Origin of the sequence: Chryseobacterium sp., from assembly GCF_029240215.1 — a bacterium.
In the GTDB taxonomy this organism is placed as follows: Bacteria; Bacteroidota; Bacteroidia; order Flavobacteriales; family Weeksellaceae; genus Chryseobacterium.
Genome location: NZ_JARBTK010000001.1, coordinates 178,962 through 193,594 on the forward strand (window position 1 = coordinate 178,962; position 14,633 = coordinate 193,594).

Consider the following 14,633-nt stretch of genomic DNA (forward strand, 5'->3'; position numbering starts at 1 on the left):
CGAAAAGAAAAAGGTCAGTACAATGAAAAAAATTCTGCTCATCATATTTCCACTCTTTTTGAGTGGATTTTTATTTTCACAAAAGAAACCTGTCAAAAAACCGAAGCCAATCCCGAAATTTAATTATATCGATGAGTTTAAAAAGATTTCGGATGAAATACTGACCAACGGAGCGGCATACAATAATCTTGGCGAATTGACCAAAGGCGTAGGTCCACGATTCAGTGCAACTCCTGGTTATGCAAAGGCTACAGAATGGGCAGAGAAAAATCTTAAAGAAGCTGGTGCAGAAAATGTCTGGAAACAAGAAGTAAGAGTTCCTGTCTGGATCAGGGGCAGAGAGTCGCTACAGATCAAAGCAGGAAACGGAGAATGGAAAAATATACGAATGCTCTCTTTCGGGAATTCTGAAGGTACAGGCGGGAAAGATATGATCTACGATATTCTTTTGGTGAATGATGTTCAGGAAATGGTTAATCTCACGAGTGCGCAAGTAAAAGACAAAATCATTTTCGTCAACTATCCTATCGATCCAAAAATTGTTTTCACTGTAGATTCTTATCTGATCGCTGCCAAATCTAAATTACTTTCCGCATCTGTAATCGGTAAAAAAGGAGCAAAAGCATTAATTATAAGATCATTAACTACTGCTTTGGACGATGTTCCTCATGCAAAACAGATTTATTACGAACCAGATGACAAAGCAAAAATCCCTGCTGTAACAATCGGAGTGAAATCTGCAGACGAACTGGAAAAGCTTCTGAAAAAACAAACTGTAAAAGCAAAACTCAACATGACTGCGGAATCTAAAGGCGAAACCATCAACCACAATATCATTGGAGAAATTCCGGGAAAGAAAGATTCTAAAGTGATTGTTCTGGGAGCTCAGCTTGATTCCTGGGATTTTGCAGAAGGTGCTCATGATGACGGTTCGGGAGTGGTGCAGTGCCTGGAAGTTTTAAGAACATTTAAAGCTTTGGGTTACGATAACAATCACACTATAAGAGTTGTGCTATACGCCAACAGCGAAAATGGCGGACAGGGAAGAGAAACTTACGCAGCCTACGTGAAAAAGAAAGAAGAAAAACACATTCTCGCTTTAGGTTCGGATTCAGGGGGATATTCTCCGAGAGGTTTCTCACTCGATATGTCTCCGCAGAGAAGGCGTCTGATCTTCCCATGGAAAGAATACTTTCTTCCTTACGGTGTTTACGATTTTGATCAGACATATGCTATTCAGGATATTGCACCATTGAAGAAACTGGATATTCCGTTAATTGAAATGGTAGTTGACACGCAGAGATATTTCGATTATCACCATTCTGCCGAAGATACTTTCGATAAAGTTAACAAAAGAGAATTGCTCTTGGGGGCAGTTGTGATGACACAGTTGGTTTTTATGATTGATAAGAATTGGTAATATGAGAAAGATAACATTTGCAATTACAATATTTTTAAGCCTGAACCTTTTCTGCCAAAGCAAAGAAGATTCTGCCCAATTCCGCAGAATTTCGACAGAGATTTTAAACAAAGGAAAAGCTTACAATGAACTTAAAGATTTAACGAAAAACATCGGTCATCGTCTGAGCGGTTCTGAAGCCTATGAAAGATCTGTTCAGTGGGCGGCTCAGAAACTTCGTGATGCAGGAGCAGATAAAGTCTGGCTACAGGAAGTAATGATTCCGGTTTGGAAAAGAGGAAAAGAATCTTTACAGATAAAAACCGGAAACGGAAAATGGACAAAACTTAAAATGCTTTCTCTCGGAAATTCTGAAGGTACAGGAGGAAAAGACATTTCTGGAGAAATTATTATGGTAAAATCTTTTGCAGAATACGAAAAACTAATGACTGAGCAGGTAAAAGATAAAATCGTTTTCTTCAACTACCCTTTCAGCCAGTCTTTCGTCGAAACTTTTAAAGCATATGGCGATGCTTCTGCGTACAGATCAACCGCTGCAAGTTTAACCGCACAGAAGGGTGGTAAATTCGCCATCGTGAGATCTTTGTCTTCAGCTTTTGATGATGTTCCGCACACAGGAGCAATGCGATATAAAGATAATGTGACCAAAATTCCTGCTGTAGCTATAGGAAATACAACCGCTGATGAACTGGAAAATCTTTTAAAGTCACAAAAAATTACAGCAAAATTAAATTCAAACTGTGGAATGAAAGGCGAAAAACTTTCTCATACTGTGATTGGAGAGCTGTCAGGCAAAAAAGATCAGAGCGTGATTGTTGTTGGTGGACATTTAGATTCTTGGGATGTTGGTGAAGGAGCACATGATGACGGAACGGGAATCGTTCAGAGTATTGAAGTTTTAAGAACATTCAAAAATTTAGGAATCAAAAATAATCATACCATACGAGTGGTCTGTTTTGCCAATGAAGAAAACGGTGTAAAAGGCGGAATTCAGTATGGAAAAACAGCAAAAGAAACCGGAGAAAAGCATCTTTTCGCTTTAGAATCTGATGCGGGAGGATTTTCACCAAGAGGAATTGCCTTAGAAATGGACGAGGCAAAAATCAATCAGATTAAAAGCTGGATTCCGTTGTTTTTACCTTACGGAGCTTATGATTTTGACGGAAGATATTCCGGTACAGATATTTATCCGCTTCATGATATGGGAGTTCCGACTGCCGAATTGGTTCCCGATTCTCAAAGATATTTTGACATTCACCACACCGAAGAAGACACTTTTGAGAAAGTAAACCGCAGAGAATTGTTGTTGGGTGCAACCGTGATGACGCAGATGATTTATATGATTGATAAGAATTGGTAAACCATGAAAATCACATTTCCAAAACAGTTTTTATTGCTTTTAATATTATTTTCAATTTCTGGATGCAAAGAAAATTTTGAATCTGAAAAGTGGCAAAATGAAGAAAACGGTTTGTACGGAGAAAATCACAGAAAGAAAATGCTTCCTGATTTAATCAATAATGTCTTGTTTTTTCCACACAGAGGAAATGAAAAAGGTACAAAGAGAACGGAGGTTGTAAAGTTAATAGGAAAACATTTCATGAAGGATTGTGATGGTAATGACACCTATGAAATTGAAGAAAAGCAGGGTTTGATAGATCCTAATGGTTTTGTAAGACTTAAACTAATGTACGATCAGGATTCAACATTGAGAGGTTATGTGATTGAGGATGGGAATTATTTGGAGTGAAAAACTTAATGTTTAAATTAATCAAGATGAAAACAAAATTTACAATCAAAGCTTATTTACCTTTGATACTTTCTACTGCATTTATGTATTTAATTATAATAATTTTACCGACATTTTTCACTTCTTCTGAATACGAAGATAAATTATTCATTAAAATCTTCCTTCCCTTTATTTTTATATTTTCTTTTGTAATGCTATTTTTTGGAGAGCTGAGAACTAAATGCATCACTGTGAAACTTTACAAAGATGAAATAATTGTGAAAAAGTTTTTCGGATTAAAATCAGAATTATACAAAGTATCTGAAATTGAAGGATGGAAATATAGTCATCTTACTTCCAAAAGCGGTACATATGAGTATTTGTATTTATATAAAGGTGACAAAAAAATCATTAAGATATCTCAATTTTATCATTCAAATTATTTCAAAATAAAAAATCAGATACAAGCAGACTTTAAATATCTCGGCTATGAAAAGCTATCATATTACGACGAGTTTAAGGAAATATTTAAATAGAAATATCACAAAATTCTCGATACGGTTTTCTTCAAAAACCTACTCGAATTGACGAAATTTAAAATAATTAAAAATGAGAAATAACAATATAGATATTATTGAAGTTGATTAAAAAAAGATCGGATGAATCTAAACCAATTAATTCCTAAAGACAAAAGTGATCTTCTACCCGCTTACAGGCTTGAAGATTACAAATATGAAGAAATCAAATCGATTATTCCTCAATTGATGGAATGGTTGCAGGATATGAATTGGCCTGTTGCTGGAATTCTCGCAGAAAATCTGTTACGCTACCAAGATGATATTGAGGATGAAATTATGTTTGTGCTAAATACCAACGATGAAGTTTGGAAATATTGGGTGATTTCAATCTTTGGGAAATCTACAAAAAGTAAAAAAATTCAGGAGAGAATCAATCAAATTGCAACTCACCCTACTCCTACTGAGGTTATTGATGAAGTAAATCTCGTTGCAATAGAAGTGATCAAGTTTGCAAAATGGTCTTGATTACATCTATTTTTAAGCCATTTAAATATAATATTCTCGATACGATTTTCTTTAAAAATCTACTCGAATTGACGTAGGATCTACATTAATTCAAATACTCCTTCTTAGCTACCGTAAAATCTAAAATCTTTCCTTCTCTTTTCACTTTTATGTCAATAGAATTGGCGCTTTTTTCTACTCTGTTGAGTAAATAGTGGCAAGAAGATTCCTGATTTAGATTTTCTAAACTTACATTGTTGATGCTCAGAATTTCATCATCAATTTTCAAGGGAACATTATTCTCACGGAACACCAGTACTACTTTCGCTTTGTAATCAATAAAACGGTATGCAAAACCAAACGACTCTAATTTTGCAGGAACATTTTTGATGCGCTGCAGATAAACCTTGTTGTTTTGCCAGTCGAGGATGAATTTAAACTTTTTCAGAAACTCGTTTCCGACAAGGTTTGAATTTCCGGTCATTACAATTTCGTTGTTAAATTTTTGTCCGGCAAGTAACAATTCATTGGCTCTGAAGTGATACGAAGACAACGGTTTTCCCGTTCCGAAAGCTCCTACCGAGTTTACTCCATATGTTTCAATAGATTTCACTTTCCCGTTTTTGGGATCGTAATTTTTATCCGAAATTTTTATACCTCCGGTGAATCCCGTATCAAAAGTGAGATTGATTTTTTGATCTAAAATTTCTGAGGAAATCATTGGTGTTTTCTGAGGTTTTGGTTTGAAAGAGAAAACCGTTTCGTAACCGTCTGTAGAAAAATTAGTCAGATCTTTTGTTGCCTCAAGCATATTTTCAGAGTAATTGATCCTCCAGAAAAGTTTTGCCATTTGATTGGCTCCTAAAATCCCGTCAATCTTTAAACATCCAAATTCTGGACCTTCCAGATCAACGACTATAGCACCAATATTTTTGAACACAATCTGATCAACAATCATTTCCGGTAACTCTGTGAAAACCTGCATCTGCTTGTTTTTCTGAGAATCTCCTACTCTGCTTTTATGTTTTTTCTTTAGATTTAGTTCGTTATAAACGGCATTTGAAATGACTGTCGGTGCACCTGTATCAAATAAAAACTGATACGGTTTTCCGTTGATGCTTACTTTTATTAAAGGTAGCTCGTTGGCAAATGTAAGATTCACTTTCTCAACATCATTTTTAAGCACCGCTTCCCCACCCTCAAAAAACCTCTTTCCCTGCGCTGAAAAAGTGGTGATATAAAAAACAAAAAGTAAAAGCAGATTTCTCTTCATGGCGTTATTTTGTACTAAAGTAGGGATTTATTTGATAAAAACTATTCTTAATTACAGTCCTGTTTATTTGAAAAAATATTCCTCGCCTTAAAATCTTTTTAAAAAGAACAATTAAATGATTTTCAAATATATTTTCCCTCAAACTGTCTTGAAGAAAGTAAAAAAAAAACAAATTGATACACCATTTTTTAAAATTACAGTAGAAATTTTCATTAAAAAAAATTCATTCAATTAATTTTTTTAATAATTTTGAATAACACAAAACAAAATTTGATGAAAAATAAAACACTTTATCGACCGCTTATTTGGGTTTTCCCCGTCGGAAGTTCCGACAGTCTTCCTCTGTTCAGGTTCTCTCCGTCTGAGGCTCAGACAGTCAAAAACACTTCAGGATCACTCCGTCTGAACTTCAGAAAGCTTCCCTCTGTTAAAGTTCTCTCCGTCGGAAGTTCCGACGACAAGAAACAGTTTAGGTTTGCCCCGTCGGAACTTCCGACGCATTATCGAAAAAAATATTTTCGACTTTGTTTAGCACGACACTATTCTTCAAGTCGAAGACTTTAACTTTAATATATAAAATGCATTTATGAAAAATTTAATTTCATTAGACCACGCTAAGTTACACCACGCAGAATTCGGTCAGTTGATCGTAAGATTCTTTGAAGATTTCGGTAGTTCAGATTTGGATCAAAATGCTGATCCGGATTTTAAAAGGCTTTTTGATGCTTTAAATGCTCAAATCCCTACCTACAACAATGCGCTCAATCAGATAAGAGCGAATGAGGAATCTCAGAAAATTGCAGAACTCGATGCAGAACGTGATGCCGATTTGCAGTCGTTAAGAGACGGTCTGAAGCCGTACAAAAATGCCAAAACTCAGGCAGAAAAAGAGGCTTACAATGCTCTCAAAATTTTATTGAACGAATACAAAGGCGTGGAAGACGACACGTACGAAGAGGAAACCAACAAGCTGAATTCTTTGGTCGGCCGACTTCTCTCTTCTGATTACAGTTCGCACGTTGCAGCGTTAGGACTTGTGAAATTCATCAATCATTTAGCAGATTCTAATACGGCATTCAACGATCTGTTTTCGCACCGTTCTTATCAGGTTTCCCAAAAGATTACCTACGACGTAAAAACTTTACGCAAAAACCTGAGGGAAGATTACAATAAAATGACGAGCTACATTTCTGCATTAGCTTCTGTAAAAGAAGATACTTACTATAAAGATATTCTTACCATCATCAATAATGGAAGAAGTTATTTTTCAAATGTAGTGGTCTCAAGAAGAACCGGAAATAAGAGTAATGTGGAGAAGCCTTAAATGAGAACCGCCCTGAAAAGGGCGGTTTTTATTATTTATTTTTCGAGATTACCTAACCAAGGAGGATTTGATCCAATTATAGATTTATATTCTTCAATATTAACTTCTTTGTGTTCAAAAATTACTGCCGCAAGTTTAGAATTAGGATATTCCACTTTAACAAGCTCAATGGCTTTATTCTTAACAATATTAATATCATATCCTAATCCACTGATTGTTACTACTTTTTGAGTAGAACCATCTATTATAACATTAACTTTATCTATAAAATGTTTTTTCATTATTTTTATTTTAAAATTTCATTTTCTCTATCCATGTAGTCTCTAACTAATATGAATGGAAAATATATTGTACATTTTTTTATCTAAACACTTCTTTGCAATTCTATTTCAGGCATTTCATCATATGTTCTTCCATTTAATAAACGTCCGGCAGCTTTTTTATTTTTCCCTCCCCATTGCTTAAAGAAAAAAGCCACATCATTATCTTTACATTGTTCTTGAATATCAATAACCCAATCAGCATCCATAGGTCTTGGTCGATGTCCACTTTCACCACCGACAATTACCCAATCAATGTTAACAAGATTTAAATTAGGAAGAGGGCCAATTAAAGGCTCTAATGATAAAAATTTAACTCTAGCATTTGTATATCGAAGAAAATCAATTCTCTGTTTTACTTTTTCATTTTCAACTGAAACACCCATCCAAATATTATGAGTCCATTTAAGTTCAGTATGTAATTCAAAAAGTCTTTCCGCTCTTTTAGTCAATACTTGAAAAACGTGTTGAGGATTATTATTCATAACCTTAAATACTTTTTTTATAAAGTCTAAAGGAATATCGTTATGAAATAAATCACTCATGGAATTAACAAATACAACTTTAGAATTTTTCCAAGTGTAGGGAGTACCAAGAGCATCTTCATGAATCCTAACTTCAAAATTATCTTTGTATTTTTCCAATCCCATTGCTTGCAGTCTTTTGGACATTACTTCTGCATAACAATATTTGCAACCTGCAGATATTTTATCACATCCTGTTGTAGGATTCCAAGTCATTTCTGTCCATTCTATACTAGATTGTGCCATTATTTTAAGATTATTTGCTTAATTATTGCGTCTTTTCTACAAATCTTATTTGAAAGATCAAAGTTAGTTTTTTCCAATTTATTATCTTTTATTAATGTTCTTAAGACCTGCTTAGTTTGCATTATTCTAAATCCATTTGTTATTGTAAACAAATATAAATCTCTATCTGTTTGTAAAGTTTTATTTAAAATATTTTTCTTTAATTCTGTTTCAAACAGTTCAACTTTCTGTGGCTTTCTCACTTCACCACTCCATAAATCTAATTGTCCTGGAATTATATTATCTTCATCAATATCAAAATTAGCTTCACCACGTTCTTTATCTAAATTCCAACAGCTTATTAAAAATTTCTCAATACCTAAAACATGACCACTTCCAAATATTAACCCATAAAGTCCTGCATTTTTTTTTAAAGAGAACTGAGCTAAATAATATTCTTTTTTCTCTGGAATTAAGCTTTTATAATATTCTAAAACCAATCGATGTATTTTATGATATGGCGTTTTCTCAACTTGTTTTTCATCTAGCTTAATGTGCTGAGAAATATTAGGATGATCCGTAAATCGTTTTATTGTAGATGAGGAAATAAAAAATAAAAAATCTGTTTGCTTTAAATTGACAATTTTACTAAAAACTTCTTCTGTGATATGCTTTATGCCATTTTGGTCAAGAAATAATAAATTAGCATTACCTTTCTTACCCATTTCAGGATACTTTTTGTCAAATGCAACTTTAAAATCTAAACTATCAACCTCTATACATATAGGTAAATTTTGATATTTAGAATCTTTGATTGTATTTTTTAAAATTTCATATTTAGATTTATCAAATTCATTAAAATATAAATTAACCTGCAATTTTTTTGTTGTAATATTTGATATGTACTCCTCTAGTTCTTTAAGTATTATCAGCGGAGTGCCCAGACTATCGTAACCATCAGAACCAGGACCAGAAAAGAAATCATAAATATTAATTGTAGGATAGTATATTTCTTTTTTAGCTAAAAATACAGGTAACCATTCAACTAAATAATCTTTAAAAATAGCAAGCTTTGCCTTCGTTCCCTCATCAAATGGCTTTTTGTGTATATCTCTTCCCATAAGTCGTGTGCTTAATTACAATTGAATCTTAAAAATAATAAATATACAATCTTAATTATTTATGGAAATCCGTATTTTCACGGAATTTCAACAAAAAAACCAACTTATATAATTTGGTTTTAAAATGAATAGTTTACAGCTTATCCAAAACCTTCTTCGGAAGCACTTTCACCAATTGCGCTTTGTATTCCTTATCAGCGAAAACCAATTTCCATGCTTTTTTATCTTTAGAAACAGCTACCACTTTCATCGGAGCAGTAATGAGGTATGATTGTTCATTGGAGTTGTATTTTACACCGGCTTTACCATATTTAGAATTCATCATTTCGCCTATTTTCTTTTTCATGTCTTCACTCATAGAACTTACGTCGCCTTTCATTGTAAGGTAATAATTGGCAATAGAAAAATATTCACCACTAATTAATTCCGGTTTTCCTACGCTTCCGAATTTCATATCCTGCACATCAATTTTTATAAACGGATTGTTGTACGTCATATTCAAAAGCTGAGTGATCTGCTCTTTTGAAACTGCTGTAAAAAACTTAGGATACAAAGAATTTACCGACTGATCTATTTTTTTGTATTTAATGCTGTTGACAAAATAAACGATTGATTTTCTGATCGCCTGATCTTCGGAATTTACTTTCGTCTGTGCAAACGAAAAATATGCGGTAAAAATGAATAGGAATGTGATTAATTTAGTTTTCATAAAATGCTTTTTTTTCGTATTATTAAAGTTCTCTTTTGGGTGAGAGGTTTCAAATATATGCAAAATTTCGGTCAAATACTTTGGGAAAAAAGCTACATTTGAATAAATTATCTGACAATTCTGATCTTATCTAAATCTTACTAAAAATTAAATTTTACAATGATCAATAAATTTATTCTCGGAATATTTCTTCTGATTTCAGTTTTATATTTTGGTCAGCAAAAACCATTTTCGACATTGAAGTTTGACAAAGTTGTTATGTATGACTTTTCTGGTGGGAAAAGTATAGGTACTTCTATTATTGACGAAAAAGGAAATCTATCTAAAACTGTAATAAAGAAAGTAATATTAGATGAAGAAACGACAAAAATCTTGAACAAAAAAATGGAGAGCAAAGAATCTTACGGTGGCGGAACTGCTGCTTGTTTTGAACCTCATTTAGGGATCGTTTATTATTTGAAAAACAAACCAATTGCTCATGTTTCTGTTTGTTTAGATTGCAACAGGCTGAGTTCGAGCAAGAATATTCCTGCTCAGAATCAGGGCAAAATTGGAAAAGGTAAAGACGTATATTATCTTTCGGACGGAATGAGTAAACCGTTCAGAAAATATCTCAACGGATTGCTGAAGAAATATAATTTTTCACATCAAATCAAAGAGTAAAATTACATTACTAAAATGCATTGTCGATTGTTTTTTGAAATCCTGAATATTGTTTTTAATGTAATATTATATCGCAATCCATCCGATTTATATCTGTAATTTTGCACCCAAGTATTTTTAGAAGAATGAAAACATTATTATATTATTTAAAACCACACAAATGGTTGCTTATTTTGTCTTTGGTTTTGGCAACGATCAATCAGGTTTTTTCTTTATTCAGTCCCGCAATTACAGGGAATATCCTCGATCAGCTGGTTACTCATCCCAATCATTTTGATAAAGAAAAAGTTGCAGCAAGAACTTTAGACCAATATTTATACGGAACTGATATTTATCACGGAGCATTTTACTTCCTGGGATTATTGATAGGAACTGCAATGATCAGCAGAATTGCCAAAGCATTTCAGGATTATGTGGTGAATGTGATTACCCAGAAATTCGGGGCCAACATTTTCACTGACGGACTACAACATTCAATGGCACTTCCCTATCAGGAATTTGAAGATCAGCGAAGTGGCGAAACGCTTTCTATTTTAACAAAAGTAAGAGAAGATTCAGTAAAATTTATTACCAATTTCATCAATATATTCTTCGGAATTCTGGTGAGTATTATTTTCGTTTCGATCTATGCGATCCGTTTGCATTGGTCAATCATGCCGGTTTATGTTGTGGGAATTTTCCTTATTGCTTTTATCACCAATTTATTAAGCAAAAGAATTAAAAATATTCAGAAAACAATCGTTACCGAAACTACCGGATTGGCAGGAAGCACCACCGAAAGTCTTCGTAATATAGAAATTGTAAAGAGTTTGGGTTTAACGAAACAGGAAGTAAAACGTCTGAACAATAATACCTACAAAATTTTAGGACTAGAACTTAAAAAGGTGAAAAGTATTCGTTCTTTAAGTTTTATTCAGGGAACGATGGTGAATTTTCTGCAGCAGTTGATTACGCTTACCCTTTTATATCTGATTTTCAGAAATATCGTAACTCCCGGACAGTATTTATCACTAATGTTTTACGGTTTTTTTATTTTCGGACCGATGCAGGAAATTGGAAACATTATCATTTCCTATCGGGAAGCTCAGGCATCATTGCATAACTTTGATACATTAATGAAGAAAGATATTGAAGAAAAACCCCAAACTCCTAAACAAATTGGAGCAATTGAAAAACTGGCATTTAAAAATGTTTCTTTCAAACATCAAAGTGCTTCTTACAAAGCTCTTAATGATATTTCTTTTGATGTAAATAATGGTGAGACGATCGCTTTTGTTGGACCAAGTGGTTCAGGAAAAAGTACACTGGTAAAATTATTGGTCGGATTATATCGACCGAAAGAAGGTTCTATTTTTTATAACAATATCAACGGAAATGAATTTGATTTTGACGAATTGAGAAATCAGATCGGTTTTGTAACACAGGACACTCAGCTTTTTGCAGGTACTATCAAAGAAAATTTACTTTTTGTAAATCCTAATGCTACAGCAGAAGATTTAGATTTAGCTTTAAAAAAATCGAGTGCTACAACACTCATTGAAAGAGCAGATAACGGAATAGACACCGTTATCGGTGAAGGCGGACTAAAACTAAGCGGAGGTGAGAAACAGAGAATCGCCATTGCAAGAGCTCTGTTAAGAAGACCAAACCTATTGATTTTTGATGAAGCAACATCAGCTTTAGACAGTATAACGGAAGAAGAAATCACGTCAACGATTAAAAATATTTCAGAAGAAAAAGAGCAGATTACAGTATTGATTGCACATAGACTAAGTACCATTATGCACGCAGACAGAATTTATGTTTTGGAGCGTGGTCAGGTTATAGAAACTGGTTCACATGAAAATCTTTTGGATTTGAAAGGACTGTATTATGCAATGTGGAGACAGCAGATCGGGGAAAGAAAAATGGTGAATCCTGCTGTTTAAAAGGCAATTATAAATTATAAGTTTATTATTCCGTAGGAATTTCGACAGTTTAGTTTTTTTGTGTTTAGATTTTTACGAATGACAAATTTTCAACCCAAAAGATATAAGGTTATTCTCAAATAATTATAACATCTTATTTGTCATTCCGGAGGAATCTCAGCAGTTAGTTTCTGCGTTGAGATTCCTCCGGAATGACAAACAGGATTTAAATGATTAGGTTCTATTAAAAAATGCTCAAGAATGGTCGAAGAAAAAGTGATTAAATTTCAACATAAAAGGTTTAGGTTATTCTCAAATAATTATGATATCTTTTTTGTCATTCCAGAGGAATCTCGGCAGTTTAGTTTCTGTGTTTGGATTCCTCCGGAATGACAAAAAGAATGCTTAGAGAGTGAATAATAATGATTATGAAAAATAAATATAAAATACAAAAGCCGTCTCTTTCGAGACGGCTTTTGTAAGTATAAAAAATTCGATTAAGGAACTTTTACCAATTCCACATCAAAAATCAACCAAGCATTCGGCGGAATAACTCCTCCTGCACCTCTTTCACCGTAAGCCATTGCCGGCGGGATCAAAAGTGTAGCAGTTTCTCCTTCTTTTAACAAAAGAATTCCTTCGTCCCAACCTTTGATTACTCTTCCGGTTCCTACAGGAAATTCAAGAGGCTCACCTCTTTTGAATGATGAATCAAACTCAGTTCCGTCAACTAATTTACCTGCATAATGTACAGAAATATTATCACCGGCTTTAGGAGCTTTTCCTTCAGTTTTTTTAGTGATTTTATAATAAAGACCAGACTCAGTTACCAGCATTCCTGCTTTTGCGTCATCAACCATTTTCTGTTGATTTGCTTTGAATTCTTCTTCTTTTTTCTTCTTTTCAGCCTCTTCCTTAGCGATAAAAGCTTTGTTGTTTTCAGCGATTTTAGCTTTACCTTCTGTAAAAGTTTTCGCAGCATCGTAACCTTTGTACTCGTCACCTTTGCTGAAAATGCTTACTTTTTCAAGAACGATATCAGTTTTAGGTTTATCCTGAGCTCCTTTTTCTACGTTGGCAATCGCATCGATCACATCGTTACCTTTTACCACTTCACCGAAGATCGTATGTCTCCCGTCTAACCAGGGAGTCGCTACTTCAGTAATGAAAAACTGAGAACCGTTGGTGTTTGGTCCTGAGTTAGCCATTGACAAAATACCTTTCCCTGTATGTTTAAGATCATTTTTTTCGTCTTCGAATTTATATCCTGGATCACCCATTCCTGTTCCCTGAGGATCACCTCCTTGAATCATGAAATCTTTGATCACTCTGTGGAAGATTGTTCCGTCATAGAAAGGAACACCTTTCGCTTTCGCTTTGTTATCAATTTTACCTTCTGCTAGACCAACAAAGTTAGCCACAGTTACCGGTGATTTTTTGTCTTCAAACTTTACAATCAAGTTACCTTTTGTAGTCTGAAGATTAGCATAAAGTCCGTCTTTAAGCCCTTCGTAAGTTTCTTTGTCTACGTTCATTTTCTTATAAATTGGTGTACAACTTAGCAGCGAAACACTTGCAGCTGCCAGAATTATATTTTTGTTAAACAATTTCATTTTATAGAACTTTTAATTTTATAATTAAAGGAATATCGTTATCTATTTTATTTTCGTCCCCGAAAGTTCCGTAAGCCAATGATGATGGGACAAGCAAGGTTACTTCTTCACCATTTTTCATATATCTCAAGGCATTTTCTACGGCTTTCAATTCATCAAAATGTCCGAATCTTGCGTCATTTCTTTGAATTGGCTTTTCATAAATCTTAGTCTGATCAAAATCATACAGATCATAAGAATAAGAAATCGGAGAATCATCAGGTCTTCGCTGTCTTTGATCAAATCCGTCTACTGTCGTCCAATAATTAAGTTGAGTCGGATAAAATTTAATATCCTGACCATTTACCCAATCCTGAATCTGCTGTCTCTCTAATGTGTTGAGATTTTTCATCCGGTTTTTCGAAACATCGAGATCGCTTTTACTCAGGACACCACCTACCGGAGGATGAACCTGCGGAGTATTTCTTTTACAGCTTATAAGCCCTAATACAGATATGAGAAGTATTTTTTTCATAAAAAACTTTTGCGAAAATACGCATTTCGGGAATGATTAACAAAACTTGATGAATTTATTATTTTTTTACCCGTTAAGTTGTATTTACAGTTTTGAAAATATTGAGATCGAGCTCTATTTTAAGATGTTATTTTAAATTAAAACTCTCATCAATTAAGCTGATTGTGCAGATTAATTATTGAGATATATTTACTCAACATTTTTTTGCAGGTTAAATGAAAAATGAAAAAAGCCAGGAAAAATCCTGACTTTAATATATTATTATTGAA

15 protein-coding genes are annotated in these 14,633 nt (G+C 33.7%); 8 read left to right on the forward strand and 7 right to left on the reverse strand.

Annotation, left to right across the window (positions count from 1 at the left end):
- Positions 1-22 precede the first annotated feature (22 nt).
- The 5 genes from K0R77_RS00875 (at position 23) to K0R77_RS00895 (ending at position 4,192) form a co-directional block, all read left to right on the forward strand.
- On the forward strand, positions 23-1,420 hold the full coding sequence (locus tag K0R77_RS00875; protein ID WP_300346304.1) for a M28 family peptidase: 1,398 nt from the start codon (positions 23-25) through the stop codon (positions 1,418-1,420).
- Position 1,421: 1 nt separating this feature from the next.
- Entirely contained in the window at positions 1,422-2,780 is a 1,359-nt protein-coding gene (locus K0R77_RS00880; protein ID WP_300346305.1) for a M28 family peptidase, read from the forward strand.
- Between the two features lie 3 nt (positions 2,781-2,783).
- The gene (locus tag K0R77_RS00885; protein ID WP_300346307.1) at positions 2,784-3,170 is read left to right on the forward strand and encodes a hypothetical protein; all 387 of its coding nucleotides are present in this window, start codon (positions 2,784-2,786) and stop codon (positions 3,168-3,170) included.
- 26 nt (positions 3,171-3,196) lie between these two features.
- Entirely contained in the window at positions 3,197-3,685 is a 489-nt protein-coding gene (locus K0R77_RS00890) for a hypothetical protein (protein WP_300346308.1), read from the forward strand.
- Positions 3,686-3,808: 123 nt separating this feature from the next.
- The gene (locus K0R77_RS00895; RefSeq protein WP_300346309.1) at positions 3,809-4,192 is read left to right on the forward strand and encodes a DUF5071 domain-containing protein; all 384 of its coding nucleotides are present in this window, start codon (positions 3,809-3,811) and stop codon (positions 4,190-4,192) included.
- Between the two features lie 85 nt (positions 4,193-4,277).
- Here K0R77_RS00895 and K0R77_RS00900 read toward each other — a convergent pair whose 3' ends face one another.
- Entirely contained in the window at positions 4,278-5,444 is a 1,167-nt protein-coding gene (locus K0R77_RS00900) for an aspartyl protease family protein (protein ID WP_300346310.1), read from the reverse strand.
- A gap of 586 nt (positions 5,445-6,030) precedes the next feature.
- Between K0R77_RS00900 and K0R77_RS00905 the strand changes: the two genes are divergently transcribed.
- Positions 6,031-6,768, forward strand: a complete 738-nt coding sequence (locus K0R77_RS00905) for a DUF6261 family protein (RefSeq protein WP_300346312.1) — start codon at positions 6,031-6,033, stop codon at positions 6,766-6,768.
- A 35-nt stretch (positions 6,769-6,803) separates the two neighbouring features.
- Here the strand turns inward: K0R77_RS00905 and K0R77_RS00910 are convergent, their stop codons facing one another.
- From K0R77_RS00910 to K0R77_RS00925, 4 genes are all read right to left on the reverse strand, one after another.
- Positions 6,804-7,049: a hypothetical protein gene (locus K0R77_RS00910; RefSeq protein WP_300346313.1), complete on the reverse strand. Its 246-nt coding sequence runs from the start codon at positions 7,047-7,049 to the stop codon at positions 6,804-6,806.
- A gap of 83 nt (positions 7,050-7,132) precedes the next feature.
- A complete protein-coding gene (locus K0R77_RS00915) occupies positions 7,133-7,858 on the reverse strand; it encodes a DUF5131 family protein (protein WP_300346314.1) in 726 nt (241 codons plus the stop codon).
- Entirely contained in the window at positions 7,858-8,958 is a 1,101-nt protein-coding gene (tcmP, locus tag K0R77_RS00920; RefSeq protein WP_300346315.1) for a three-Cys-motif partner protein TcmP, read from the reverse strand. Before tcmP ends, K0R77_RS00915 begins: the two co-directional genes overlap by 1 nt.
- A gap of 133 nt (positions 8,959-9,091) precedes the next feature.
- Positions 9,092-9,667 (reverse strand): hypothetical protein, encoded by a 576-nt coding sequence (locus K0R77_RS00925; protein ID WP_300346316.1) that lies wholly within the window; start codon positions 9,665-9,667, stop codon positions 9,092-9,094.
- A gap of 159 nt (positions 9,668-9,826) precedes the next feature.
- On the opposite strand from K0R77_RS00925, the gene K0R77_RS00930 reads away from it, so the two are divergent.
- On the forward strand, positions 9,827-10,330 hold the full coding sequence (locus K0R77_RS00930; RefSeq protein WP_300346317.1) for a hypothetical protein: 504 nt from the start codon (positions 9,827-9,829) through the stop codon (positions 10,328-10,330).
- Positions 10,331-10,455: 125 nt separating this feature from the next.
- Entirely contained in the window at positions 10,456-12,258 is a 1,803-nt protein-coding gene (locus tag K0R77_RS00935) for an ABC transporter ATP-binding protein (protein WP_300346321.1), read from the forward strand.
- A gap of 476 nt (positions 12,259-12,734) precedes the next feature.
- Here K0R77_RS00935 and K0R77_RS00940 read toward each other — a convergent pair whose 3' ends face one another.
- Together K0R77_RS00940 and K0R77_RS00945 are read right to left on the reverse strand one after the other, a co-directional pair.
- Positions 12,735-13,772 carry a peptidylprolyl isomerase gene (locus tag K0R77_RS00940; protein WP_300348275.1) on the reverse strand — a complete coding sequence of 346 codons (1,038 nt, stop codon included), beginning with the start codon at positions 13,770-13,772 and terminating at the stop codon, positions 12,735-12,737.
- A 79-nt stretch (positions 13,773-13,851) separates the two neighbouring features.
- On the reverse strand, positions 13,852-14,364 hold the full coding sequence (locus tag K0R77_RS00945) for an FKBP-type peptidyl-prolyl cis-trans isomerase (RefSeq protein ID WP_300346324.1): 513 nt from the start codon (positions 14,362-14,364) through the stop codon (positions 13,852-13,854).
- Between the last annotated feature and the right edge of the window lie 269 nt (positions 14,365-14,633).